The 26558-nt window shown below is 58.5% G+C and carries 23 protein-coding genes and 1 pseudogene; 10 read left to right on the top strand and 14 right to left on the bottom strand.

Annotation, left to right across the window (positions count from 1 at the left end; genetic code table 11):
• Positions 1-344: 344 nt before the first annotated feature.
• The 3 genes from ABD112_RS09025 (at position 345) to ABD112_RS09015 (ending at position 4435) form a co-directional block, all read left to right on the top strand.
• Complete coding sequence (locus ABD112_RS09025; protein ID WP_343925151.1) at positions 345-911, top strand: PadR family transcriptional regulator; 567 nt, start codon at positions 345-347, stop codon at positions 909-911.
• A 37-nt stretch (positions 912-948) separates the two neighbouring features.
• Positions 949-2649: an ABC1 kinase family protein gene (locus ABD112_RS09020; RefSeq protein ID WP_343925149.1), complete on the top strand. Its 1701-nt coding sequence runs from the start codon at positions 949-951 to the stop codon at positions 2647-2649.
• A 319-nt stretch (positions 2650-2968) separates the two neighbouring features.
• The gene (locus ABD112_RS09015) at positions 2969-4435 is read left to right on the top strand and encodes a SulP family inorganic anion transporter (RefSeq protein WP_343925147.1); all 1467 of its coding nucleotides are present in this window, start codon (positions 2969-2971) and stop codon (positions 4433-4435) included.
• Between the two features lie 37 nt (positions 4436-4472).
• On the opposite strand, the gene ABD112_RS09010 is transcribed toward ABD112_RS09015, so the two are convergent.
• The 3 genes from ABD112_RS09010 to ABD112_RS09000 form a co-directional block, all read right to left on the bottom strand.
• The gene (locus ABD112_RS09010; RefSeq protein ID WP_343925165.1) at positions 4473-5225 is read right to left on the bottom strand and encodes an endonuclease/exonuclease/phosphatase family protein; all 753 of its coding nucleotides are present in this window, start codon (positions 5223-5225) and stop codon (positions 4473-4475) included.
• Positions 5226-5263: 38 nt separating this feature from the next.
• Positions 5264-6538, bottom strand: coding sequence for an APC family permease (locus tag ABD112_RS09005; protein WP_343925145.1), 1275 nt, complete (start codon positions 6536-6538; stop codon positions 5264-5266).
• Between the two features lie 100 nt (positions 6539-6638).
• Positions 6639-7580, bottom strand: a complete 942-nt coding sequence (locus ABD112_RS09000; RefSeq protein ID WP_343925143.1) for a J domain-containing protein — start codon at positions 7578-7580, stop codon at positions 6639-6641.
• A gap of 122 nt (positions 7581-7702) precedes the next feature.
• On the opposite strand from ABD112_RS09000, the gene ABD112_RS08995 reads away from it, so the two are divergent.
• Together ABD112_RS08995 and ABD112_RS08990 are read left to right on the top strand one after the other, a co-directional pair.
• Positions 7703-8188, top strand: a complete 486-nt coding sequence (locus ABD112_RS08995; protein WP_343925141.1) for a glutathione peroxidase — start codon at positions 7703-7705, stop codon at positions 8186-8188.
• 9 nt (positions 8189-8197) lie between these two features.
• Complete coding sequence (locus ABD112_RS08990; protein WP_343925139.1) at positions 8198-8482, top strand: GNAT family N-acetyltransferase; 285 nt, start codon at positions 8198-8200, stop codon at positions 8480-8482.
• Between the two features lie 23 nt (positions 8483-8505).
• Here ABD112_RS08990 and ABD112_RS08985 read toward each other — a convergent pair whose 3' ends face one another.
• From ABD112_RS08985 to ABD112_RS08975, 3 genes are all read right to left on the bottom strand, one after another.
• Positions 8506-8826 carry a hypothetical protein gene (locus tag ABD112_RS08985; RefSeq protein WP_343925137.1) on the bottom strand — a complete coding sequence of 107 codons (321 nt, stop codon included), beginning with the start codon at positions 8824-8826 and terminating at the stop codon, positions 8506-8508.
• Positions 8827-8874: 48 nt separating this feature from the next.
• Positions 8875-10353 (bottom strand): transporter, encoded by a 1479-nt coding sequence (locus tag ABD112_RS08980; protein WP_343925135.1) that lies wholly within the window; start codon positions 10351-10353, stop codon positions 8875-8877.
• Between the two features lie 74 nt (positions 10354-10427).
• Positions 10428-11201 (bottom strand): ABC transporter ATP-binding protein, encoded by a 774-nt coding sequence (locus ABD112_RS08975; RefSeq protein ID WP_343925133.1) that lies wholly within the window; start codon positions 11199-11201, stop codon positions 10428-10430.
• Between the two features lie 126 nt (positions 11202-11327).
• On the opposite strand from ABD112_RS08975, the pseudogene ABD112_RS08970 reads away from it, so the two are divergent.
• Positions 11328-11792, top strand: a pseudogene (locus ABD112_RS08970) (RNase H family protein); the annotation flags it as partial.
• Positions 11793-11902: 110 nt separating this feature from the next.
• Here the strand turns inward: ABD112_RS08970 and ABD112_RS08965 are convergent.
• The 5 genes from ABD112_RS08965 to ABD112_RS08945 all read right to left on the bottom strand — a co-directional run bounded on the left by ABD112_RS08965 (position 11903) and on the right by ABD112_RS08945 (position 17051).
• Positions 11903-13201, bottom strand: a complete 1299-nt coding sequence (locus ABD112_RS08965) for a M18 family aminopeptidase (protein ID WP_343925131.1) — start codon at positions 13199-13201, stop codon at positions 11903-11905.
• 59 nt (positions 13202-13260) lie between these two features.
• Entirely contained in the window at positions 13261-14580 is a 1320-nt protein-coding gene (locus ABD112_RS08960; RefSeq protein WP_343925129.1) for a GNAT family N-acetyltransferase, read from the bottom strand.
• A 21-nt stretch (positions 14581-14601) separates the two neighbouring features.
• Complete coding sequence (locus tag ABD112_RS08955; RefSeq protein WP_343925127.1) at positions 14602-15192, bottom strand: DarT ssDNA thymidine ADP-ribosyltransferase family protein; 591 nt, start codon at positions 15190-15192, stop codon at positions 14602-14604.
• Between the two features lie 210 nt (positions 15193-15402).
• Positions 15403-16566 (bottom strand): GAF domain-containing protein, encoded by a 1164-nt coding sequence (locus ABD112_RS08950; RefSeq protein ID WP_343925125.1) that lies wholly within the window; start codon positions 16564-16566, stop codon positions 15403-15405.
• A gap of 122 nt (positions 16567-16688) precedes the next feature.
• The gene (locus ABD112_RS08945) at positions 16689-17051 is read right to left on the bottom strand and encodes a DUF5997 family protein (RefSeq protein ID WP_343925163.1); all 363 of its coding nucleotides are present in this window, start codon (positions 17049-17051) and stop codon (positions 16689-16691) included.
• Between the two features lie 37 nt (positions 17052-17088).
• On the opposite strand from ABD112_RS08945, the gene ABD112_RS08940 reads away from it, so the two are divergent.
• Positions 17089-17808 carry a LysR family transcriptional regulator substrate-binding protein gene (locus ABD112_RS08940; RefSeq protein WP_343925123.1) on the top strand — a complete coding sequence of 240 codons (720 nt, stop codon included), beginning with the start codon at positions 17089-17091 and terminating at the stop codon, positions 17806-17808.
• 47 nt (positions 17809-17855) lie between these two features.
• On the opposite strand, the gene ABD112_RS08935 is transcribed toward ABD112_RS08940, so the two are convergent.
• The 3 genes from ABD112_RS08935 to ABD112_RS08925 form a co-directional block, all read right to left on the bottom strand.
• Positions 17856-18542: an SGNH/GDSL hydrolase family protein gene (locus tag ABD112_RS08935; protein ID WP_343925121.1), complete on the bottom strand. Its 687-nt coding sequence runs from the start codon at positions 18540-18542 to the stop codon at positions 17856-17858.
• A 182-nt stretch (positions 18543-18724) separates the two neighbouring features.
• Positions 18725-19570 (bottom strand): ABC transporter permease, encoded by an 846-nt coding sequence (locus ABD112_RS08930; protein WP_343925119.1) that lies wholly within the window; start codon positions 19568-19570, stop codon positions 18725-18727.
• A complete protein-coding gene (locus ABD112_RS08925; RefSeq protein WP_343925117.1) occupies positions 19567-20598 on the bottom strand; it encodes an ATP-binding cassette domain-containing protein in 1032 nt (343 codons plus the stop codon). Before ABD112_RS08925 ends, ABD112_RS08930 begins: the two co-directional genes overlap by 4 nt.
• Before the next feature lie 78 nt (positions 20599-20676).
• Between ABD112_RS08925 and ABD112_RS08920 the strand changes: the two genes are divergently transcribed.
• The 3 genes from ABD112_RS08920 to ABD112_RS08910 are packed head-to-tail and all read left to right on the top strand — an operon-like array spanning position 20677 to position 26552.
• Entirely contained in the window at positions 20677-21498 is an 822-nt protein-coding gene (locus tag ABD112_RS08920; protein WP_343925115.1) for a hypothetical protein, read from the top strand.
• Positions 21495-23078, top strand: coding sequence for a DNA polymerase Y family protein (locus tag ABD112_RS08915; protein WP_343925113.1), 1584 nt, complete (start codon positions 21495-21497; stop codon positions 23076-23078). The genes ABD112_RS08920 and ABD112_RS08915 overlap by 4 nt, the downstream gene beginning before the upstream one ends.
• 12 nt (positions 23079-23090) lie before the next feature.
• Positions 23091-26552, top strand: a complete 3462-nt coding sequence (locus tag ABD112_RS08910) for an error-prone DNA polymerase (protein WP_343925111.1) — start codon at positions 23091-23093, stop codon at positions 26550-26552.
• The last annotated feature ends 6 nt before the right edge of the window (positions 26553-26558 follow it).

Below are 26558 nucleotides of genomic sequence, written 5' to 3'. Positions count from 1 at the left end.
ATCGACTCACTGTCAACCGTGCAGCATCTTCCGAGACAGCGATGAACTATCAGTTAGGAACGATGACCCGACACAGGTATGAACGATCTCCTGAAACCACACACCCCCTCGCGCACAGCGAATGATTCGGACTTACGAATCAGTGGTTGAGAAATTAGGTCGGCAGGTCGTTTTATACGGCTGCCGGCCTTTTTCCGTTTCCGGGGTCGCTTGTCTCCGAGACAGTTCGCTGTCTTCGGCGGCTGTACATTCTCTGGGATTTTCTACTGACTGGATGCCAACGATGTATCGTTGAGTATCGGCAGGGCCGCTCGTGCCCCGCATCCAGAGAGTGGAGGATTAGCATGAACAACTCATTCGGAACCGGTGGGCGCAACTCTCGCCGCCCGTTCGCAGAGGCATTCGACCACGCAGGCCAAGGCCTCTGGGACGCCCTCGACAACGTGCGTTCAGAGTTTGAGCGCCGAGTAGCACCGCGCATGGGCCGCGGTGATGTGCGCGTCGCCATCCTTTCCCTTCTGGCCGAAGAGTCGATGCACGGCTACCAAATTATTCACGAGATCGAGAAGCGCAGTAATGGCGCGTGGAAGCCCAGCCCTGGTTCGGTCTACCCGACGCTTCAGCTGCTGGCCGACGAAGGGCTCATCGAAGCGCATGAGGCCGACGGCAAGAAGACCTACACGCTGACTGAGAAAGGTAATGACGAGGTCAAGTCGAGCCGTCCAGCTCCGTGGCATGACTCTGAGCCACGCGACACGTCACGACCGACTGCACTCCCCCATGCTGCAGCCAAACTGGCCGAAGCCGTGATCCCGATCATGCGCAATGGCAACCCTGAGCAGGTCGATGAAGCCATCACAGTTGTTGATGATGCGCGTCGTAAGCTTTACGCAATCCTCGCTCAGGACTGATCGGATGTCGCCGCACCGTCGGCACTAGGGAGAATCGATGACCGACACCAGACAGCTGCGCGCCCGCTACCGTCGGATCCTGCGTTTCGCTGCCCGGTACATGGTTCTGGAATGGTGGTTCGAACTCGTACTACCGCGCTTCGGCCTTGAACGCGTTGCGGCCCGACGCCGGCTCGCTCGTGCCGCCCATATCGCACGCAACTTCCACACACTCGCGGTAGACCTCGGTGGCCTCATGATCAAGGTCGGGCAATTCATGTCCTCACGCCTCGACGTGCTCCCTGCAGAGATCACTCGCGAACTCGAGGGGCTTCAGGATGAAGTACCTGCGGTTGACTTTGCGCTCATCCGCGAGAGTGCCGAGCGCGAACTTGGACTCTCGCTTGAGCGGGCATACGACTTTGTGGATCCGGCGCCCATCGCCGCGGCGTCCTTCGGCCAAGTACATCGCGCACGTCTCACGCCGTCAGATGCTACTGATGTGGGATTCAACGCTGTCGTCGTCAAAGTTCAGCGTCCGGGGATCGCAGAGATCATCGATGTTGACCTTTCCGCACTACGGAAGGTCGCTCGCTGGCTCAGCCGCGTTCGCTTCATTTCGCGCCGCGTAGATCTTCCCGCCCTCTTAGAAGAGTTCGCCGTCATTAGCCTGCGGGAGATCGACTACCTCAACGAGGGCAGCAACGCTGAACGTTTCGCCGCGAACTTCGCTGACGACCCGAGGGTGCAAGCCCCAGAGGTCGTGTGGGAGCGCACAACACGACGAATCTTGACGCTCTCTGACGCGACCGCCATTAAGATCAACGATCTGCGGCGCCTCGAAGCAGCAGGGATAAACCCCTCAGAGGTTGCTGACGAGTTGTCGCGCGCAATGTTTGAGCAACTCTTCATTCACCGCTTCTTTCACGCCGATCCGCATCCAGGCAACATTTTTGTCACTCCCGCAGACGTCGATCGGGCGGATCCCGCGACACCAGAATGGACGCTCACCTTCATTGATTTCGGAATGATGGGCGAAGTTCCTGAAAACCTCAGCCGGGGATTGCAGCGCCTCATTATTGCTGCGGCCGCACGAGACGCACCAGGACTCGTCGCCAGCGTGCGCGATATGGGAGTGCTGTTGCGTTCCGCCGAGACTGCGCCACTGGAACGAGCGATGGGTGAGCTTTTCGACCGCTTTGGCGGAATGGGATTCGCCGAACTCCAGCGAGTCGACCCAGAAGAATTCAGGGAATTCGGCAACGAATTTGGTGACGTTATGCGCACCATGCCGTTCCAGCTTCCCGAGAACTTCTTGCTGATCATCCGGGCCGTCTCTGTGACGTCTGGTGTAGCCAGCAACCTCAACTCTTCGTATAACGTGTGGACGGCGATCGAGCCCTTCGCTCAGAGACTCGCGATTGATGAGGGCGGCGGCACGGTCAAGGAGTTCGCTAAGCAGGCTTTATCGTCTGCAGGACTCCTCCTGCGGTTGCCTCAACAGTTGGAGAGCGTCGCCACTCTCATGCAACGCGGTCAACTCGCTGTAGAGACGCCCGGGGCAGATAAGCGACTTCGCGTGATCGAACAGCTCACCCGCCGGGTGCTGTCGGCAATTCTCTTCACGGGGTTGCTGATTGGCGGAATCCTCTTGCGGCCGACAGATTCGAACCTGGGAACAATGCTGATGATCGTCTCGGCGCTCCCACTCGCGCATGCTCTCTTAGCGGGGATCGTCAACCGAAACCGCCCGTTTTGAGTGAGCTACCCGGCCGGTGGACGATGCCACTGAATCACACGCGTGCGGAGCACCACACAGACTGAGAGTCGCCCATGAATCTGCTCGATCCGCTAACGTGTTAGTGGACCCAGATGCACCGACTGTTGTCCGTTCCTTTCTAGCCCGGGCTAACCCTGGTCTATAGCCGGCAACGTTGCTGGCTCTCAGCCGTGCGAATCTCGCACCCAGGCTCCTTAAACATTTAGTAAACCGCGCCCTCGTGTGGCGCATTTCGCAGGAGAAAATTATCGCTATTGCTCAAACACCCCGGCCTAACCGTTATCGTGCAGAACCGTCTGTGCTCACCGCGCTCCGCACGCCGCGCATCCTCACTCGTGAAGTTTTGGCGGGGCTTGTTGTAGCGCTGGCTCTGATCCCTGAGGCAATTTCATTCTCGATCATTGCCGGAGTCGACCCGCGGGTTGGATTGTTCTCCTCATTCGTGATGGCCGTATCGATCGCCTTCCTCGGCGGCCGGCCAGCAATGATCACCGCAGCTACGGGAGCGATTGCACTCGTGATCGCACCAGTAGCCCGCGAATATGGCATGGACTATCTCATCGCCACGGTGATGTTCGGTGGACTTATCCAGGTGGTCATGGGGGTGCTTGGCGTAGCCAAGCTCATGCGTTTCATCCCCCGAAGCGTCATGCTCGGCTTCGTCAACTCGTTGGCGATCCTGATCTTTATGGCCCAACTTCCACAACTCATCAATGTGCCGTGGATGGTCTACCCGCTCGTGGGCGTCGGACTCATCATCATGGTGCTGATGCCGCGCTTCACTAAAGTGATCCCCGCACCGCTGGTTGCAATTGTGTTGATCACGATCGTCACCGTGACCATGGCGATCGCGGTGCCAACAGTCGGCGACCAGGGTGAACTTCCCCGCAGCCTTCCCGAGCTCTTCATCCCGAACGTTCCTCTCACGTGGGATACGCTCTCGATTATTGGCCCCTTCGCCCTCGCGATGGCGCTCGTCGGACTCCTCGAGTCACTGCTCACGGCCAAACTGGTCGATGACATCACTGACACCCACTCGCGCAAAACGCGTGAAGCCTGGGGCCAGGGAGTCGCGAACGTACTTTCCGGTCTGTTCGGCGGAATGGGCGGCTGCGCAATGATCGGTCAAACGATGATCAACGTGAAAGCATCCGGAGCTCGCACACGCATCTCGACCTTCTTGGCCGGGATCTTCCTGCTCATCCTGATCGTTGTGCTGGGTGACATCGTCGCCCTCATCCCCATGGCTGCACTCGTTGCCGTGATGATCATCGTCGCGGTCTCTACCTTCAACTGGCACAGCGTGCAGTGGTCAACCCTCAAGCGGATGCCGATGAGCGAGACAGTCGTTATGGTAGCGACGGTCGTTGTCGTTGTCGCGACCCACAACCTGGCAATCGGTGTGCTCGTGGGAATCATCGTAGCGATGGTCGCTTTCGCCCGCCGCGTTGCGCACTTCGCAACCGTCGAGCGCACATTGCCCGAGGATGAGACGGTTCCTACCGCCCACTACCGCGTCAACGGCGAGCTCTTCTTTGCATCCAGCAACGACTTGACGACCCAGTTCGAGTACTCAGATGACCCGGATCGGATCATTATTGACCTGTCAAACTCGCACATCTGGGACGCCTCAACGGTTGCTGCACTTGATGCGATCACGACCAAATATGAGCGCCTCGGGAAACGTGTGGTTCTCATCGGTCTCAACGAAGCAAGTCTGTACATGCACGATCGTCTCGCTGGAAACCTCGGCGGCGAAGGCTAACTACCCTGCGCGCTAGCAGAGCTACGCGCACACAGGTCTAGCGTGACCTACCAATGGCTGCGTCACCTTCGCCCTTAGCCTGCGCGGGGCTCTGACGTATTGTTGAGCGGTGTGTGCTCGTCGAGCCGTACTGGGCCGTCACCAAGATCGGCATGTGATCTGACGCGCCGCGAGCAAGAGTCTCTACGCCCTCGACGGTGAACCCCTGCGAAGTCACGAAATCGAAGTGCCCGCGGAAGAACTTGTAGTTGGTGTAGGTCATGCTGTCGCTCAGGGAGAGGTCGTAGCCAGTCTTGTTAACGTGCTGGCTGAGTCCTTCTTTGAAGAGCGGATAGTTGTAGTCACCCACCATAAGAATTGGCGCGCCAGACCCAAGAGTCTGCAGAAGTTCGTGCGCAGCTTTGATCTGGTTGCGACGCAACGAGTTGAGCGCGGTGAGCGGAGCGGCATGGAACGACGCAAGAACAAGCTCATGCCCGGAGTCGCGGTCGACTAATCGAGAACCGACGAGTCGCTCTGTAGTTGGCGTGAATACCCGGTCATGAATTGACTTCTTTAGTTCGAAAGACTGGCTCGCGGTCTGCTCATAGCGCTCGCGCCGATAGTAGACGGCAAGCCCGAGCCTGTTGTTTTTGGTCGAATTCGCAAGATGCAAATCACCAATCTCGGTCGGAAGCTCAGACGAAATAACCTCTTGAAGGCAAAGAGCATCAAGGTCAGGGGTTTCTGCGAGTGCCGCCAACTCGGTGACGGCTTTATGTTTGCGGAGGTTGTAGCTAATTACGCGAATCACGAATCCAAATACCTCTTCCTTAAGAGAGAACCAGCCTATGCGCCATGAGCGGAAAGTCCGCGAGATTGTCGATTCGACAACAAACGCACAGGAATTCCTACGATCAGGATGATCGCCCCAACCACAACACCAATGAGAGGAACAGTCGCCACCAGTACCAAGCATCCCGCTGCCCCTAGTACGCTGACAAATCGAGGCACACGACGCTGTGTCTGGGGTTGAGTAAATGCGGCAACGTTCGCTACGAAGTAATAGAGCAGAACCCCGAACGATGAAAACGCGATTGCGCCACGAAGGTCAGCGAGCAATATCACCACAATCACGACGATCGCGAGTATCAGCTCGGCACGATACGGCACCGCGAACTGAGGATGCACGGCGCCGAGCCAGCGTGGCACGTCGCTATTTCGCGCCATTGCGAACGTTGTGCGGCCGATTCCTGCCATCAACGCCAGTAGGGCTCCGAGCGAGGCGACACCGGCGGTCACTGAAACAAGACTGGATGCCCAGGCCCAGCCCCAGCCAGCAGAATCTAGTAGATCGGCGACCGGTGCCTGTGACTGTGCCAGCCCCGCTACCCCCAACACGGAGAGCATCGCCAGGCCCAACGCCAGATAAAGGGCAGCGGTGATAGCAAGGGCGATCATGATCGCGCGGGGTATCGCGCGCTGCGGGTTGATGACCTCTTCGCCCAACGTCGCGATGCGTGCATACCCGGCAAACGCGAAAAACAGCACACCCGCTGACTGAAGGATTCCGTAAATACTAGTGTTGCCAAGGAAAGAAATCTGGTGTGCTGTCGACGAATCTGAACCTACGGCGACGACCAAAACACCGACGAGCACGACCACCACAAACGTCACAATGATCTTTGTGGCTAACGCAGTGCGTGTCACACCGAGAAGGTTCACAGTCGTCATAGCAACGATGGCGGCGATGGCAACCGACTTCTCCCACGCAGCGGGCGCAACATACGCGGCAAATACGAGCGCCATAGCGGCGCAACTTGCTGTCTTACCAACGAGAAATGACCATCCAGCGAAGAAACCCCACCAAGGTCCTAGCCGCTCCCTGCCGTACGCATAGGTGCCCCCAGCTACCGGATGCACTGCCGCGAGTTGTGCGGAAGCTGCGGCGTTGCACCACGCCACGGCTGCAGCGATCACCAGCCCGATCAGCAGACCAGCGCCGGCGGCCTGAGCTGCGGGCGCGAATGCTGCGAACACCCCAGCGCCGATCATTGATCCAAGACCAATCATGGTGGCATCGAGTGTGGTCAATCGCCGCGAAAGGGCGGCGTCCGTCTTCACGTGAATACCCTACTCCCGGCGTGCGCGTACCAGCGCCGTGCGACACCGGCGTCGGATGAACGGCGATTGACTAACGGAGAAACTTTAGAGGCCGCGCCTGCTAGTCAACGAACGTGATTCCGTTGCTGAGCCTGGTGCGAACATCAAAGAGCTCGTTGCCGCCAATGTGACGACTGCGCGCTGCATCAGGACCGGTGCGGAGAAGGTGGGCAAGAACACTCTGGCGCACCACAATCGCAGGCTGTCCGCGCACCGAGCCGAGAGACGCCTGAGGTTGAACAAGGGCATCATCAGGAACAACAATCACGAAACATGTGAAGGCGACCCTGAGCTGGCGGCTGAGTGCCTTTGCCCGCGATGACAGCTCATGCATGGGCTTTTCTGGCTGAACGGTGGGACCGATGAGTTCACCGCGGCGAACCTTGACTTGTCCGCCGAAGTCTTCCGAGAGCATCGCAAATAGCCCGGTAGGGCCGAGGATAACGTGATCGATCTTGCGGTCGGGAGAACCGGTAGCAACATCGTGCCAGACGGTGAATCCTATGCCGAGCGTGCTCACCGTGCGAGCCGTTGCCTCCTCGGCAAGCGCATCAGCGAGGGTGCGTCGAATCTCGCGTGGCGCACTTCTGACGAGAACGGGATCGTAAGGATCATCGAGGCTTGCACCGCGCCCAACCCACTCGCGCATGCCGTCAAGAAAACGTTCTCGTCGCCATCCCCCGGGGTGCCCGTATGCTCTCGCCCCGGGGCGAGAGTTTTCGCGAGCGGAGCCGGCACCGGCGCCAGCGGCGAACGGCGAACTAGTGGAGCGCGTTGAACTGGAACGGGAGACGAATCCGGCATCGTAGCCACGCCGCTTCTCTGGTGTGCCCACACGATCCCAGGCATGTTGAACTGCGGCAAAGCGCGCGGGATCTCCCCCGGTGTCCGGATGTGTTTGCCTAAGCGCACGACGGAAGGCTTTCTTCAGCTCAGCGTCGCTAGCCGAGGCCTCAACACCGAGTACCTCGTAGGCACTCGCTGACAAGGGGCTATCGGGCATGGACTCGCTTTCGCTGTGCGGCATCCGCAGTGTTCGGGTGAATGTTCCACAGTACCGAACCTCGCTGGCAACATTCGGGATGTCGCAGGCGAGTGCCCAGCCTGCGGGCGTAGCGTTGTCGTGTGACCGAACTTCGCGACATCCCCCTAACCTCTATTGACGGCACTGAAACTTCTCTCGCTGATTTTCGCGACAAGGTGGTTCTCATCGTGAACGTAGCCTCGCGCTGCGGGCTGTCTTCGCAGTATGAACAGCTCGAGCAGCTGCAAAAAACTTACGGTGAGCGCGGGTTCGCCGTTTTGGGCTTTCCCAGCAATCAGTTCTTGCAGGAGTTGAGCACCGAAGATGCGATCAAAGAATATTGCACGATGACGTGGGGTGTGACGTTCCCGATGTTCGAGAAAGTGAAGCTCAACGGCAAGGCCGCGCACCCGCTGTATGCAGAACTCAAGAAGACGCCTGATAGCGCAGGAAAAGCAGGTCGCGTCGCTTGGAACTTTGAGAAGTTCTTGGTCACGCCGAATAACGAGGTGCAACGTTTTCGCCCGACGACGGTTCCGGATGACCCCGCCATCGTCAATGCAATCGAAGTGGCTCTCCCCGCTTAGGGTGGATCTATGACCACGCAATTTGTGCACGAGACTGACTCGAACCGCTACGTGATGAATGTAGACGGCGCTCTCGTTGCTGTTGCCGACTATCGCTCAAACGGCGTTTCTATTTCGTTCAACCACACCTATACGCAGCCTGCCCACCGTGGCAAAGGATACGCAGCGGAACTCGTCAAATTTGCGATGGATGACGTCGAATCCAACTCTTCAAAGAGGGTTCTGCCAATGTGCTCGTACGTCGCCGACTGGTTCGAAGCGAATCCGGCGCGCGCGGAGTTGCTGTCTCGCTAGCACTCTGTCGCAACACTCGAGCGTTACAATGGTGCCCAATTCACTGTCGCAATGGCGATGACTGAACCCAAACCGACCACCGCGATCGTCAGAAAGCATGCGGCGATGAGCTTCAAGCGGCGTCTGCGGGCGTGCACAACGAACCGCACAATGAGCATCGCCGCGTAGAGAGCGATAATCGCCGCGATAGCAGCCAACGCTAGGCCAGGCGGTGGCAGCGTTGCTAGCACTGCAAGCATCGCAATCGAGATGCCTGCAAAGAGGGCACCGACGATAAGCCAACTACTGCCAGAAGCGGTAGTTAGCGCTGGCTGGTTCCTCAAGCGAGTGGGATCGTCACTCATAGGGAGACACTACGCCGCTTAGCTGTAAACGTCGTCAGAATTCTGCCGCTACTTTTGTCGTTGAAGTTGCACAAGCAACTCGGCCCCGCGCTGATCAAGAATTTTTCCACCCCAACGCACACCAATGATCAGCAGCCCCATGCCGAGTCCGACACCGACTACCAGAGCTATCCACCCCAGTATCGGCTGGTCGATGGCGAATCCGAGTAGTGCCAGAATCATCTCCGGTAGTGCCAGAATCGTCAGCGCCGTCCACGAGGCAAACATCGACAGCATGAGGGTGAACCCTCCGCCCGGGCGGGATTTAAATGGATTATCACCGGGCGCGGGCACCGAGAATGCAAAGCGGGCCGAAACTAGAGATGAGAGTGCGAGCCCTGTGAGAAGCAAGCCGAGTGAAATCCCGAGAAGCCCAGCCAGACGGTCCCAACTACCGCTGACCCACACGCTTGCGACGGTGAGGATGGCCGTGACGGGCATCGCAAATACCGATACCCCCAACACTCTCCCCCAGCGATCATCTCGACCGCTGACACCAGTTTGCAGATGCAAACTGAAGGCGGTGTTGTCATAGGAGACATCTGTGTAGATCGACATGCCGAGGAGCACCGCAACAATGGGCCCGACAAAGAGCAAACCGGTCAGGTCGCCACTGGCCCCACTGTAAAAAAACACCAACGCAGGTACGAGTGGAACGCTGATGAGCGACTGGGTATAGCGGGGATCGCGAATCCAGTACGTGAGTGCGCGTGCAGCCACAGCGCCGCTCGGAGTTCCGGGGAAGACTCTGAACCAACCGAGTCCACGCTTGGAGCGGTCGTTTGTTGTTAAGCGGCCCGGCCTTTCAAGTGTACGGTCGAGTGCCCAACGCCAAACAAGCACAGAGGCTGCGAGCGTCGCGACTCCGATCAGAGCGTGAAGTACTGCATAACCAGGGTTTCCGAGCGCGAGATCACCGGGTACTGCCCAGATGGCACCAAGAGGTGTCCACGCCACGACGGTGGTAATAGCCGGAAACACAGCAGAGAACTCTCGGAAAAGCGAAGAGATGCCTAAAATTGCGGGGCCGAGCAGAATCAGCGGGATCACAACCAGCACGGTCTTTGCTTCTCGGGCCCGACGACCGCTAGAGATCCGAACTGTCAGGGCTGCGAGCATCCGCGATCCAACAATGCAGGTTGCTGCCCCGACTGCCCCGCACACGACGGCCACAACAGCGATCAGAGGCGATTGCCACCAGATGAGGCTCGTGGCGAGGGTGGCGAGAGTGGTGACGACCCCGGGAACCCCGAGAAGCGCGCTAACCGCGAGAGCGAGCACAAGAGTATTGATCGGAATGGGGAAAGTGGCGAGCTTGGCAGGGTCGACAGTTTCGTCGATACCGGAGCTGAGCAGCGGCAGCACTGTCCAACCGAGCACGAGCGCAGCACCGCCGAGCACGCTCACCGTGCGGCCCACTTCGGCGGGCGCAAAACTCATAGTGAAGAGGCCGATAATGGCCAAAAACAGAAGAAATAGCGCGTACACGGAGCCCAGGATTACGGCTACGGCCTGCCAGGGACTTCGGCTCAGCCCATTAATGAGAAGCCGAAAGCGCAGCCTTACGAGATGCGCAACCACTCGAGCCCTCTTCCCTGACGTCGTCCGCCCACTAATTCAACAAAGCGGTCTTCGAGAGTGGAATCACCTCGAACTTCAGCGGTAGTGCCGGATGCCAAAACACGTCCGTCGGCGATCACGGCGACGTGATCGCACATGCGTTGCACGAGATCCATTGCATGGCTTGAGACGATCACTGTTCCGCCCGACTCAACGAAACCGTGCAGAATATCGCGGATGTTTGCACCTGAAACAGGGTCGACAGACTCGAATGGTTCGTCGAGCACCAGCACTTGAGGTGCATGAATGAGGGCGCAGGCGAGAGCGATCTTCTTGGTCATGCCCGCTGAGTAGTCGACAACGAGGGTTCCGCTGGCAGCCTCGAGATCAAACACATCGAGTAAATCAGCAGCGCGTTCCGCAACCACGGTGCGTTCCATTCCGTTCAAGAGGCCAGCGTAGGTCACGAGTTGCAGGCCGGTGAGTCGATCAAACAGCCGCACCCCATCGCTCAAGACACCAAGGCGCTTTTTCGACTCCACCAGGTTGGTCCAGACGTCTAGGCCGTGCACGGCCACGGTGCCCGAGTCGGGCCGCAACAGTCCGGTTGCCATTGACAGCGTCGTGGTCTTTCCGGCGCCGTTGGGGCCTACGAGACCGAAGAATGAGCCGCGCGGAACGATCAGGTCGACAGAGTTCACGGCAAGTTTGTCGCCAAATCGTTTGGTAAGTCCGCGGATTTCTAGGGCTGGCGGGAGAATATTGGCATCGGGCACAGCCCTAGCCTAAAACCGAATGGTGCTCACAGTGTCTCGGAGACCAGAATCTGTGGCGATGCGCAGCTACTAGAGTCGAATAGCTTGGTGCCAACGCAACAAAGCACGCACAGACGAAAGGTTGTTATGACGATTATTGCCGCTGCCGATGGGTCAGCATTGGGCAACCCCGGGCCTGCGGGATGGGCCTGGTACGTCGACGACAATACGTGGGCGGCTGGCGGTTGGGATCATGCAACGAACAACCAGGGGGAGCTCATGGCCGTTCTGCAGCTGCTTCGCTCAACTGCCCACGTTGATGAAGATCTATTGATCCTGTGCGATAGCCAGTACGTGATTAATTCCGTGACCAAGTGGATGCCCGGCTGGAAGAAAAAGGGTTGGCGCAAGGGCGACGGCAAACCTGTGATGAATGTCGAATTGCTCAAACAGATCGACGACGCCATCGTGGGGCGACGGTACCGGTTCGAATGGGTTCGCGGTCACGTCGGTCATCCGCTCAACGAGGCAGCTGATGTGCGTGCGCGTGGTGCTGCGGAGTCTTTCCAGCGTGGAAGCGAGTGTCCGGCAGGGCCCGGCTATCCCGGCGCTGCGGTAAGCGATTCACGTCTTGGTGCGACATCCAGCGCCCCATCCCACGGCACTACCCCACTGTTCTAACTGCTCGCCTAAAAGAAGCCGCGCTCAGCGCATAGACGGTTCTATGTTGGCGAAAAGAACGCTGCGATAGCTTTGCTCAACGCGAGCGGGTCAGCGACGCCGCACATTTCACGAGCCGAGTGCATAGAGAGTAGCGGGAGCCCAACATCGATCGTGCGGATACCCAAACGAGTCGCAGTAATCGGGCCGATCGTCGATCCGCATGGCATGTCGTTGTTGGAGACGAACTCTTGATACTCGACCCCCGCCTGACGGCACGCACGAGCCCACTCCGCGGCGCCAACACCGTCTGTTGCGTACCGTTGATTCGCATTGATCTTGAGCAGCGGACCCCCACCGAGGCGCGGCCGGTTAACGGGATCGTGCCGTTCGGGGTAGTTGGGGTGTGCAGCGTGACCTGCGTCAGATGACAGGCACCACGACTGGGCAACAGCCCGCATCCGATCAGTGTCTGAGCCTCCGAGCCCGCCACCGATTCGTGCCAGAAGATCCGCGAGGAACGGTCCAGCGGCACCCGAGCGGGTAGCGGAGCCGACTTCCTCGTGATCGAAAGCGACGAACACCGGAATGTGATCAAGCTTGGTTGAAAGCTCAATGAGGGCGACAAGGCCCGCATGAACCGATGAGAGATTGTCGAGCCGGCCCGAAGCAAACAGCTTCTCCTCGAGTCCGAATACGGCGGGTGCGGCTGTGTCGGCGACAACGATGTCGTAGCCGTCAATGTCAGCTGCGGAGCGCTTTGAAGTCTCAGTCGACAAGAGCGAAGCGAGGTGTTCAAGCAAGTCGGCATCGCCAAGGTCGCCTAAACCGAGAACCGGGTTCATGTGCATCTGGCGCTTGAGGGTCAGTCCGTCGTTGACCTTGCGATCAAGGTGTACTGCGAGCTGCGGAAAACGAAGTAGCGGTCCAGTACGCACCAGTTCTGTGGTGCCATCACTGAAGATGATTCGACCAGCCAGTTCAAGCTCGCGATCCAGCCACGAGTTCAGCAGCGGCCCACCATAAACTTCTACGCCGGCCTGCAGCATGCCTTCATTGCCTGTGGTTGGTTTCGGCTTGAGCTTGAAGCTCGGCGAATCCGTGTGAGCGCCCAGGATGCGAAATGGCGTCGTTGCCGTCGCCTTGGTCGGCTGGATCCACGCTGCAATCGCCCCGTCGCGAATCACAAAATACTTTGCCGCTTTTCGGGTACGAGCACCGTTCCAGTCGTCGGCCTCATGGAGTTCACTAAAGCCAGCCTCGTGTAGACGGCGCGCGGCCTCGTCTACCGCATGAAACGAGGATGGGGATGCGGAAACAAAGCTAGCGAGATCGTGGACGTGATCGAAAGCGGCAGTCATACGACAATTCTCGCACTGTTAGTTGAGCATCCGTCCCGCTGCCTCCTGAAATCGTCTCGTTAGAACCAGACACTCAACCAAGGGGTAACCGGCGAGTGGAAAGTGCGCTCAACGATTGCCGCAGCCCCGGCGGTGACCTCACGAACCCGACCGGCGGTCACCAGAGACTCGACGGCCACTCCCCCGAGATACAAGGAACTCAGTTCGTTGACGGACAGGGCCACAATGGCTGCATCCGCAGGCAACTCATCAACACTGGACACTCGAGGAGTGCCCGTTTTGTCGGTCTCCAGCAGGAAAAGTCCCTGAGCGAATCCCAGAGCATCCGAAACATCAAAGCCGATACGCGCGGCACCTGAATACTGGCGCGCCGAGAGAGACTCCGGAACATCGAGAATACGGAGCCACAAGTGGTCGACCGGCGTGGCTTTTACTGCTCGCATGTCTGTCAGGTTCCATAAGAGCGGTTCATCCACTGAGCGGAGTTCTGCCTTCACCTCTCGCACCAGATCAACCTCAAGAACATAACGCCACAAAGCCTCGTATGCTTCGGCGTTCTCAGCGAGGAGATAATCGACTGTCAGCGAGTGATTGGTGAAGTCCAGCCCCCCACCCGTCACGCGGTAGACGACAAAGCCGCGCGGAGTTCCGCCATCATCGTCGAACCTCACGACGCGGGTCTTTTTGGTGTAATCCTCATCACCGGGCGCTTTGCCTGAAATCTGATCCCAGCGCAGAGGCCAGACCTTTATCTGCCCAGGGGTTGATGTGCGGATTCGTTCGAAAATCTGCGGGGCTTCGCTGCCGAACTCTGAGGGCGAAACCGGTTGCAATTTGCCGCGACGCTTCGCGGAAGTGAAAGTCGCGCGCTTGGAATCGATGGAAAGCTCCGCGGCAAAAACTGCGGGACCAAAGCCGAAACGACCGTAGATTGTCGACTCTGAGACAGTGAGCATTGCCATCGGGATGCCCATGTCAGCAGCGGATCGCAACTCGCCTTCGAGAAGTGAGCGGGCAATCCCTCTGCGTCGGTGTGTAGGAGAGACAGTGACTGAGCTAATCGCCCACGCATCGATGCTGCGACTACCGGGTACTGTCAGTTGCTCGGTCCACGAGCTTGTTGTCGCCACCGGAACTTCTGGCGCGACAAGATTTTCGTCCCATACCCCGATAGTGCGACGGTAGGTCACGCCAGCAAAGCTTGAATCAACCTGCTCTTTCGACATGGTTGGTCCGTGAAAACCACGGGAATCGGCCTGAAACCAGGCGGTGAAAGATGCTCGATCTGAGGTGTCAACTAAGCCGTAACGCAATCCGTTACCAGCCAACGAAGCGGCTGAGGTCTCATCTACGGGGTGCTTAGCGAAATCGTTCATCATACCCCAACGCTACCGCGAACCTTACTGAATGAACCATGGCGGGTAGACCGCCACTTTCGTCGCGAAGGATGCCGCGTCGAGCAGCTGCTTCACGCGATCGCGCGCGCGATCGCTTGCAACACCGACGAGTTGAATTTCGTCGAAGGCGAACGAGCCGTGGATCAAAACTTCAGCGTCATCAGTGAGCTCATCCGCGCGAAGATTGCCCAACATGCGGGTCTTGGTATCCTCATCAGCGGCGAATCGAGTGAGACTTGCTGCAGCATCGCCGTCAGCAAGAACGGCGTCGTCGCCCAGCGCACGAATGGTGGTTACCAAGAAAACAAAGTCTGTAGACGATGCGGTGCGCGCAGCATCCGACCATCGAGGTTCGGCCGCACCATCGCGAAGCTCACGCCACGCATTCGACTCTGGCACGAGGCTGAAAGGAACGTAGCGGTCGACAGACTCCCCTGTACTGAGCGAGGCAGTTCCGCGAAGCTCGCGAGTGAGCGGAGAACTGACATCCAAAATCGGAGTCTCGATCTGCGCTGCGGCAACAAGTTGGCCAGTGCGAAGAATATTCTCAAGGTTGCTGATGTGGGTGACGTGATACACCCGCTGATCAGCCAAAACGGGCAGCTTATTGCTAGACGCTCGAGGCGCGCCAGGAACCCGTTTTGTGCGTGACGACGTCGTAGCACGCGTCACAGGCTTGGCAGGGGCAGCCTTGGGGAAGCAGGAATCGCACAATTGATTCTCGAAGCCGTGGATGCACTCGGTGCCACTCATTGGGTCCTCTCTCGGAGTTCAGAAATGACCTCCGTTCCCAAGGTACGGCAATTATCGGCGCTGTATTGCCGACTCTGTCCGCATGGCCAATTCGCGAAGTAGCGTTTCATGACTTGAATCGAATTTGCGAGGCCCTGAGTCAAAGACGCAAACGGCGCCAATAATGTCACCGTTGGCTGCCGAAATAGGATACCCGGCATAGAAGCGAATGCGCGGACCCCTCAGTACCCATGGATGCTCGGCGAATCGTGCATCGTGGAGTGTGTCCTCGAGCACTACGAGCCCTCGAGCGGTGAACGCCGAACTGCAGAACGCGCCTGCGTCATCGCGGCGCATATCGCCGATGCCCGAGGTAGAGGTGAACCAGTGCGCTTCTTGGTCATGAAAGGTAACGGCCGCCCCGGTCGTGTTGAGGACGACTCGTGCGGAGTGCGTTATTGCGGTGAGGGTCGTCGACACTGACTTTGAATTGAGTGAAGAACCATCGAATGCTGTGCCGCTGAGATTACTCGACATGCTTGTCGACGGAGGAGCGGCGACGTGCACAAGCCGAACAGTTATAGAGCGTGCGAGTTCGCGTGCCCAATGCTCGTAGGTGCGACTCTCGAACGGCATGCTCTGGTTATCTGCCGGTGCCGTCGCAGGAATAAACGAGACACTTGGTCGCCCAGCACACAACTCTTCAGAAATTGCATTGAGCCTCGCGATGTTCAGATTGACGACGCGCAGCAGCAACGGTGGCAGTGAAAGTAATTCGTCGGCAGGCGCGATTCCCACGATGAAACTCTGCAGCGTGCCTCCTCCGCTCTCTTCAGTGGTGTTGAGCAAAGCTGTCACGTCTCTGCGCCACACGAGGAGCGAACGCATCCGAAGGATGTCGACTCCGCCCAGGGTCAGTACGAGCGCATCGAATTTTTCTAGACGCGCCCAGCCAATGACGACTTTTGCGTCTGCAACTGACATTGAGGGATCGGAAACGATGTCGACACTGCACCCGCGTTTGGTGAGTGAAGCTAGCTCGCGGGCGAGGTGACCACCGAGACCCAGTTCGTGGGTGTGTACTCCATACCCAGCTGACTTGCCCGGCCCGAGAAGTAACACGCGGTCAGGATCGGGTCCCACTGCTTCGGCGCGCGGGTCGTCTGTGGGCACCGCAAGGGTGCGCCAAGCCTGCGGGATAACCGCAAGACAAAGCTTGACTAAGGGCCACGCCAAAAGCGCAGCATAGCTACGAAACAATCGATCTCCACCTGAACGTCCAGACACGGACGCACTCAAGCTACAAAGTATAGACCTGAAATCTTTTCAGTACTCAATAGATTGAGGAAAACTAGCAACTATTTTCCCGCGGCCTTGGTGGCTCGCTCAGTCTTGATGCGTGCATTCTCTTCGTTGACCGCTGCGTGCACCGAACGCTCCTCGACAAGCCACTGGGGCATTTCGACTAGCAGGGCTTTGATCTCGGAGGTGGTCATCACATCGGGTGCACCGGCGCGGGCGAGCCCTGACGTTGAAACGCCGAGTTTTTGGGCGACCACCTGTCGGGGATGCGGGCCTTCACGTCGCAGCTGCGCTAACCACTCCGGAGGCGACTCCAGCAATGCTGCAAGTTCTTCGCGACTGATTTCAGAGTCGCGGAACTCTTCTGGGGTCGCTGGCAAATAGATACCGAGCTTTTTGGCGGCTGTCGCGGGCTTCATGGTCTGAACTGGCACGACCCAAGACTAACCTGAACACATGCCTTCATCATTCACTGTCGCCTTTGTTATCGGTGCAACTCCGGGCAAGTGGGCGCGTGTCTGGAACGAACGGCTCGTCAATGTTCCTCTTAGTCTCGTGGCTAGCGAACAAGAAGAAGCACTGGACATGCTTCGCAGCGGCGCTGCTGACGTTGCCCTTATTCGGCTTCCCATTGACCTCGACTTCGATGGCGATCGCCCCCTGGCAGCAATTCCCTTGTATACGGAACGCGCAGTTGTTGTTGTACCCAAAGACCATGCCATCGCCAAGAGCGACTCAGTACACCTGGCTGAACTCGATGGAGAGAATGATGTTTCAGGAGAGTGGCGGGCGGCAACCGAACTCGTGGCGGCGAATGTGGGAGTGGCGTTGATGCCACAATCAGTCGCTAGAGCACTCATGCGGCGGGATGTTACGGCGAAGTTGGTCGAGGATGGCCCCGAGTGGCAGGTTGCTGTCGCGTGGCGCGACGGTTCGGTAGATCCACACGTTGAAGAGTTCATCGGTATCGTTCGTGGACGAACCGCTCGAAGTTCGCGAGGTACGGCGAATATCTCAGATTCTGGTGACGCCGAGGATGAGGGCAACCCAAGCAAGCCCTCCGCCAAGAAACAGTCGCGACCAAACCCGAAAAACTCGCGCGCGAATCAGTTGCAAGGAAAAATACGGCGCGCAGCTCGTCCAGATAAGCGTCAGCCAAAAAAGCGCCGGAGCTAGTCTCGCTCCAGCCGCATGTGCCGCATGTGCCGCATGTGCCGCATGCGCTATTTGCTAGTTGGCGGCGGGTCGAGCTGTGTCGCGATCGTTGGGGCGATTGCGTCAGCCCATAGGCGATAGCTCTGCCGGCCTTCGATCGCCTCGTGGTCTTCTGGTTCTGGGGTGAACTCAATCTGATGGACTCGGTCGTGGCGCTGCGCGAGCGAGCGAACTTCTTCGTTGTATTCGGAAGTCATTCGCAAGAGATGACGACGGTACGCCCCCGTGAAATTTGACATTCTGGGCGCAGTGCAACCGATCACAAAGATCTGCGACTGACAGCTAGTATCTGCGATCACCGAGTCGATGAGCTCGCCCAACCCTCGGCCCCAACTCTTCGCTGGCAAGTACGTGAGCAGTTCGAAGGTTCCGAACGAAAGAACCACCGCGTCTACCCCTTCGAGTATCTGAGAATGCAGTTGTATCTGTGCGGCCTTGGTGTTCAGCCGAGCACTCGCGACGGTAGTAACTTCGGCGCCGCGGTTGGTTAGGGCTGCTAGCGAGCGCGCTAGAGACCCGCCGAGTGCAAGTTCGGGCGATGCGACCCCGTATCCGACAACGATGCCCGAACCGCACAGGAGAACACGCAGCAAATGGGGGCCAGCGACGACAACGGGTGGCCCTGGTTCGGGAACCGGGAGGCCTCGCCACGAATGCGGAGATGTATATAGCCACACAATCATGAAGGACTTCATAGCGACATGTCCTAGGGTGGCGAACATCTCTTGATCTCCGTTTCGGGCAATGGCGGAGTGCGTCGCTCAGGATATTGCGACGTAAAACCCCCGGCGAGAGGGGCAATAGCAATCATGCGGATACTACACCGTAATGACCGCGTTTCTATAGTCAAAAGGCGCGGCTGACCTCGCCTCATGACCTAGCGCGTGCTGATGCTTGCGAATTTGCGAACCGCGAGTGGAACAAAAATAGCCAGCATTACGACAATTCCGATCAGCACAGTGAGAACAGGATGCTGCTGCGACCACACCTCGGATTGTGCCGATCCGGCAGGAGTATTGCCGAAGAGCTCTCGTGCTGCTTGCACCAATGCGGAGACCGGGTTGAGCTCGGCGAAGATTCGCAATGGGGTGGGCAGCGTTTCCGCGGGAACGAATGCATTTGAGATAAAGGTGAGTGGGAAGAGCACCAAGAACGAGACATTGTTGATGACCTCGGGGCTGCGTACGCTCATTCCAATGAACGCCATCACCCAAGACAGTGCATAGGCGAAGAGTAACAGGAGCCCGATCGCGGCTAATGCCTCGAGCGGGCTCGAATTAATGCGCCATCCCACGATGAGTCCCGTAGCCATCATGACGATCATCGAAATCGAGTTGATGAGAAGGTCACCGTTCGTGCGCCCCACCAACACAGCGGATGAACTCATCGGCAGTGTGCGAAAGCGATCAATGATCCCATCTTTGAGGTCCTGGGCCATGGCTGAGCCCGAATAGGTGGAACCAAAGACCACGGTTTGGGCGAAAATACCCGCCATGATGAACTCTGCGTATGTACTGCCAGGAATATCAATCACGCCGGCATAGACATAAGTGAAGAGCAGAACGAACATGATCGGCTGCAGCGTCGTAAAAACCAAGATGTCTGGGACGCGTTTGATCTTGATGAGGTTGCGACGAGTGGTGATCCACCCATCATTGAGCCACGCCATGACAGACGATGTTGTGGTCGGGTACGGCGTCTTCTCGCGAACCGAAGTGGTCATTGCTGTGCCTTCTTTGCCGATGGCGCCTTCTGCGTAGGTGTTGATGACGTTGAGTCGTCGCTCTCGGTGTCATCGGTGCTTGCTGTGTGGCCCGTGAGCTTCAAGAACACATCGTCAAGCGTTGGTCTGCGCATGCCTGCGTCATAAAGCTGTACGCCCCGCTTGGCGAATTCGCTAAGGATGAGCTGCAGTGCAGCGGGGGCATCTTCTGCATTAACAGTGAGCCCGCGGCCGTCGAGACTCACGGCAGGTTCGGTTGTGCCGAACCGCGTGAGGATCTCGTGGGCGACAGCCGAGTCATCCGTCGACACAAGACTCACTTCAACACGCTGGCCGCCGATCGAAGCTTTGAGCTCATCTGATGTGCCTTTGGCAATGACCTTGCCATCGTCGATCACCGAAATATTGTCAGCGAGCTGATCGGCTTCTTCGAGATATTGGGTGGTGAGGAGAACGGTTGTGCCCTCCCCCACGAGCGTCGTGATGATGTCCCACATTCCCAGGCGGCTGCGCGGGTCAAGGCCGGTTGTCGGCTCATCGAGAAAGAGCACTGGCGGTCGCATAACTAGGGCACCGGCGAGGTCGATACGTCGTCGCATGCCGCCGGAGAAACCCTTGACCGGTCGATTCTGTGCTTCTTTGAGATCGAAGATATTGATGAGTTCACGTGCACGCTCACGAGACTGTTTTGCACCCAAGTGATAAAGGCGCCCGACCATGTCGAGATTCTCAAAGCCGGTGAGGTTTTCGTCTACGGCCGCGTATTGGCCGGAGACCCCAATCATCGGACGGATGCGTTCAGGTGAAGCAATCACATCAATTCCGTCGATTGTTGCGCTGCCTGAATCAGGGCGGATCAGTGTTGTGAGCACCTTTACCGTTGTCGTCTTCCCGGCGCCGTTCGGCCCGAGCAGAGCAGTGACTGTGCCTTGAGGTACAACAAGATCGAGACCGTCGAGGGCGTGCACTGGTGCGACCCCTTTGGGCGTGTAAGTCTTTCTGAGCTCCACTGCTTCGATAAAAGTCACGAGGTAACGGTAAGGCACGCCTGCGACATCGTAAAGACACGCCGATGGATGTCGCAAGCAATTGACACACTCGAACATATGTTCGAACATGAACAGGTGTCCCCTGTCTCCGCTCAAGCCTTTTCAGCAAACGCTGAAGCGCTATCAAGCGAGCCTTCTGGTGGTGCAACTCCAGTTCGTGCAGCTCCAGAGCGGGTAGCCGAGCTGCAGTCCCGCATCAGCCAGATGCAGTCACGCACACTCAATACGAAACTGATCCCTACCCACCCAGCTATCGGGCAGCTTTTACCCGGTGGTGGCTTGCAGCAGGGCAGCGTTTATTCGATAGACAAGTCAACAATGCTGTTGATGGCGTTGCTCGCACCACCATCTGCGGCAGGATCATGGTGTGCTGTTATTGGTGTGCCCGAGTTTGGCATTGAAGCTGCTGCGCGGTTCGGAGTTGATCTTGAACGGCTGGTGTTGGTTCCGCATCCGGGCGATCAGTGGCTGGCTGTTACTGCTGCGATCGCTGATGTGATCGATGTCGTCGTCGCTCGACCGCCTACACGGGCCTCCGATTCTGCTGTGGCTCGGCTGGCTTCACGGCTTCGGCAGCGCAAATCTACGTTGCTCATGATGGGCTCGTGGCCGCAAAGCGAGGCGATGGTTTCCTTGGGCGAGAGTCGGTGGCATGGCATTGGCGCGGGCTATGGGCATTTAGCGGCACGCGAGGTAACTGTCACTGTCACAAGCAAGAGTGCTGCCCGACCTCGCAGCGCCCGATTGTGGTTGCCCGACTCTTCAGAAACTGTTCGTGCCTACAACGATCACGAGGGAGCTAAGTCCGGCCTGACTGCGCTACCTGAACTGACCGTGCTACCTGAACTGGCCGTTTTGCCTCATCGGGTGTCAGCATGACCGCCGAACCACTCTCCGACTCTCTCCCCCGCGTTCTCGTGCTGTGGTGCCCCGATTGGCCGGTGGTTGCCGCCAGGCAACATGAGAAGCTGCCGGCGGATGCTCCGCTGGTGCTCACCGAGAAAGGTCTCGTTTTTGCTGCTTCTGCTTCTGCCCGCACCGAAGGGATCACTCGTGGGTTGCGGCTGCGGGAGGCGCAGTCACGGTTTCCTGGGCTCATTGATCGCGCCTATGATCCTGCGCTCGATAGCCGCGCATTCGAGCCGGTCATTGCTGGCGTAGAAGAGCTGATCCCCGGGGTGCAACTTCTCCGGCCCGGTATGTGTGCTGTGCGGGTGCGTGGCGCCGCACAGTATTACGGCGGCGAAAAGGCTGCTGCGCTTACGGTGATTGATCGCGTCAATGAGATTGCTGCTTCCGATGCGCGGGTAGGCATCGCAGATGCTCTCTTCACCGCGGTGCACGCTGCGCGCAACACGGTAGGCGCAGAACCTCGTTCTCGTTCTGGGCGGGCGCGGCTCGTTCCTGTGGGGAAGTCTGCAGAATTTTTGGCACCGCTACCGATCGCTGTGCTCGATGAACCTCAGATCGCAACGTTGCTGATAAAACTCGGTATCTCTACTCTGGGTGATTTTGCACAGCTCGGGCACACAGATGTGCGTACTCGTTTTGGAGAGCTCGGCGCCCGGTTGCATTCGCTCGCGGGTGGTCGTGACCCTCAGGCATTTATTGCACGCACGCCTCCACTCGATCTCGACGTCGTCATCGATTTTGAACCAGCGCTCGACAGGGTTGACCAGGTTGCCTTCGGTGTTCGCAGTCGAGCCGATGACTTTATTGAGGCCCTAGTTCGGGCCCAACTGGTGGCTACTGCGATTCGCATCGAACTTGATTCCGAGTCTGGCGAAATTGCAGAACGCGTGTGGTTGCATCCGCGGTCGTTCAGTGCCAGCGATGTTGTTGACCGGGTTCGTTGGCAAGTGCAAGGTTCCAGTCTTATCGAGGCAGGGTTGAGCTCAGGAATCAGCCGTGTGCGCATTGTGCCCGAAACGGTGGATGCGATCGGCAACCACGAAACGGGGTTGTGGGGTTCGGGGCTTGAGCCGCGCATCCACCACGGACTCTCTCGAGTGCAGAGCATGCTCGGGCATGGTGCTGTGCTCATGCCAACAGTGCAGGGCGGGCGTACCCTGCAGTCGCGACAGCAACTCACCGCGTGGGGCGATCGCAGCATGGGCAAGCGTTCTGCGCAGCGGCCGTGGCCCGGAGCATTACCGGCTCCGTTGCCGGGAACAGTTTTTTCGTCACGCCATGCCGTGCACGTTTTTGCTCACGATGGCAGCACAGTTTCTGTGGATGACCGTGGTCATGTTGCTGCGCCACCCGCACGTTTCGCCACCAGCGACTCTCGTTCCCGCACGCTCACGGCGTGGGCTGGCCCCTGGCCTTTGGCCGAACGCTGGTGGGAGGCAGAGTCGTCGGGCCGTTCGTGGCGTTTTCAAGCTGTTGACGATACCGGATGCGCGTGGTTGCTGGTGCTCGATGATGGCGGCTGGTGGGCCGAAGCGAGGTACGACTGATGGGAGTGCGCCATGGCCTGGTCTAATCCGCCGATTCCGTGGCATCAGTTGGAGCGCACGCTGTCGGGCTTTGGCGCTGTCACACCCATCGGTGAGGCCGGTGACGGGCGCGCCATGTCCTTGGTGTCGAGCAAGCGTGCCCCCTATGTCGCGCCGATCGCGCAGCCAGAGGCGCCAAACGATGGGCCGCTGCACGACCCAGAGGCAGCATCCGTCGTTGACGTGGTGCCCTATGCCGAACTGCATGTGCACTCGAGTTTCAGCTTTCTTGATGGCGCGAGCATGCCAGAGAAGCTGGCAGAAGAAGCTGCTCGACTTGGGCTCACCGCTCTTGCCCTTACCGACCACGATGGGCTCTACGGCATCGTGCGGATGGCTGAGGCTGCCGCCGAGTTGGGGCTCTCGACGCTGTTTGGTGCAGAACTTTCCTTGGGCCTCACCGGACCGCAAGCAGGTAATGCCGATCCAGAAGGTGAACACCTGCTGGTGCTTGCCCGCAAAGAGGAGGGCTACCACCGGTTGGCGCTGGCCATTACCCGCGCCCAACTCACGGGCGGAGAAAAGGGTCGCCCGCAGTACGACCTGCACGAGTTGGCTGATTTGGCAGGGGGGCACTGGTTTGTGCTGACGGGATGCCGCAAGGGGGCAGTGCGCCGAGCACTCTGTGGCACGCAACTGAATTCAGCTCCCACCCGTGAATCGATGCTGGAGGCAGGCCACGAGCTTGACCGACTGTGTGAACTCTTTGGCAGCGAGTCCGTGATTGTTGAGCTCTTCGATCAGGGCTATCCCCTCGATTCGGCCTACAACGACGCTCTCTATTCTCTTGCAGCCCAGCGAGGCCTCCGCGTGGTTGCCACCTCTAATGCTCACTATGCAACGCCGCGCCAACACCATTTGCATTCGGCGATCTCTGCCGTGCGTGCTCGGCGCAGTCTTGATGAGATGGATGGGTGGCTTCCCGCTGCGGGAACAGCCCATTTGAGGTCGGGGGCTGAGATGGCTGCACGCTTTGCCCGTTACCCGGGGGCCGTGGCCGCGACGGTTGACGTTGCGAACGAGGCTGCATTCGAACTGAGACAAGCTAAGCCGGCTCTTCCCGATCAGGAGGTGCCAGATGGCCATACTCCGTCAAGTTGGTTACGTGAGTTGACGTGGGCGGGTGTTGCCGACCGCAAGATCGATCTCTCTGATGAGAATCGGGCCCGTATCCAGCGCGAACTTGATGTGATCGAGGAAAAGAACTTCGCGGGTTATTTCTTGATCGTGCACGACATTGTGGCGTTCGCTCGAGGGAGGGGAATCCTGTGCCAGGGGCGAGGCTCGGCGGCAAGTTCAGTGGTCTGTTACCTGCTGAAAATTACGGCGGTTGATCCGCTTCGCTACAAGCTGCCGTTTGAGCGATTCATCTCGGCGATGCGGGAAGAAGAACCCGACATCGATGTCGATTTTGATTCCGAGCGTCGAGAAGAGGTCATCCAATACGTCTTTGAGCGCTACGGGCGCGAGAATGCGGCGCAGGTGGCGAACGTTATTCAGTACCGTCCTCGATTTGCTGTGCGCGATATGGCGAAAGCACTCGGCTACAGCGCAGGCCAGCAAGACGCGTGGTCGAAGCAAATGGAACGGTGGGGTTCTGAGGTTTCGGGAGTCGACCACGACATCCCCGACTCGGTGTTGGATCTTGCCAAGCAGGTGATGAAGTTTCCCCGGCACCTGGGCATCCATTCGGGCGGAATGGTGCTGACGCAGCGGCCGGTCGGCGAGGTCGTGCCGATTGAGCATGCCCGCAAAGAGAAACGCACGGTGGTGCAGTGGGATAAAGATGACTGCGCGTGGATGGGGCTGGTCAAGTTTGATCTGCTCGGCCTCGGAATCCTGTCGGCCATGCAATACAGTTTCGATCTCGTCGATGAGGCCCTCGGTGAACGCTGGGATCTCGCGACTATCCCTGCCGAAGAGCAGGGTGTCTACGACCAGTTGTGTCGAGCGGATGCCGTTGGTGTTTTCCAAGTTGAGAGTCGCGCCCAAATGGGACTACTGCCGCGCTTACAGCCGCGCGAGTTCTATCACCTGGTGGTGGAGATTGCGCTGGTGCGGCCCGGGCCAATTCAGGGTGGGGCTGTTCATCCCTATGTGCGCCGCAAAATGGGTGCCGACCCGATCACCTATCTGCACCCCAACTTGGTCGAGCCTCTTGAGCGCACTTTGGGTGTGCCGATCTTTCAAGAGCAATTAATGCAAATCGCGGTGGCAGTTGGCGGTTGCTCGGCAGATGATGCTGACCTGCTCCGGCGGGCCATGGGCTCTAAGCGCGGTATCGAACGCATCGACAAACTGCGGTCGAAGCTTTATTCCGGAATGGCGAGCAACGGAATTATTGGGGCGGATGCCGACCGCATTTACGAGAGCATTCAAGCATTTGCCGGTTTTGGTTTTGCCGAAAGCCACGCCCTCAGTTTTGGACTGCTCGTCTACGCCAGTGCCTGGATTCGCTTGCACTATCCGGCCGCGTTCCTTGCGGCTCTGCTGCGTGCGCAACCGATGGGGTTTTATTCTCCGCAGTCGTTGGTGGCGGATGCTCGGCGTCACGGTGTGCAGGTGCGTGGCCCTGACATCCAACGTTCTGGAGTCTTTGCTGTGCTTGAGCAGCACGCCGAGAGCACAGCTCCCACCGGAAACAGTCGCTGTGTAGATCATGAACAGCCTCCAGTCGGCCCCTTTGATCGCTCGGCTCATTTTGATACTGATGACCATCGCCGAGATGGCGCGTTTGCTGTGCGTCTTGGTTTGGATGAGGTGAAGGGCATCGGCACAGCTGTCGCGGAGAAGATTGTGGCTGAGCGTGATTCTGGTGAGTTCGTTTCGATGAATGACCTGGTTCGCCGCGTGGGGCTCACAACGAAACAGTTAGAAGCGCTGGCTGCGGCGGGTGCTTTCGAGGACCTAGGGCTCACGCGTCGAGAGGCGCTCTGGAATGCGGGCAATGCTGCACACGATCGTGAAGAGTATTTGCCCAACAGCATGGTCACGGTGCAACCGCCACTGTTCTCGTTGGCGACCGAGTTCGATGATCTGATGGCTGATTTGTGGGCAACGAGTATCTCGCCAGAGAGTCACCCCGTGGTTCACCTCCGTGAGGCGCTGACGAGCCGCGGGGTGTTGTCTGCCGCTGATCTCACTGTTACCGAGTCAGGGCGCCGGATTGAGATCGGTGGGGTTGTTACTCATCGGCAGCGCCCGGCAACAGCTAGCGGCATCACGTTCATGAATATCGAAGATGAAACCGGTCTGATCAACGTGATCTGCAGTGTTGGTGTGTGGGGACGGTATCGCAGGGTCGCTCGTGACAGTGCTGCGCTTATTGTTCGGGGCATTATTGAGCGATCAGAGGATGGCGTCATTAACGTGCTCGCCGACCGGTTTGAGCCGCTTTCAGGGCTCCCCCGCACTCAGTCGCGTGATTTTCACTAGCGACCG

The organism is Rhodoglobus aureus (genome assembly GCF_039527955.1).
Taxonomy (GTDB): Bacteria; Actinomycetota; Actinomycetes; order Actinomycetales; family Microbacteriaceae; genus Rhodoglobus; species Rhodoglobus aureus.
The sequence above is the reverse complement of the archived record's forward strand: the minus strand, read 5'-3'. Positions and strand labels throughout refer to the sequence as shown.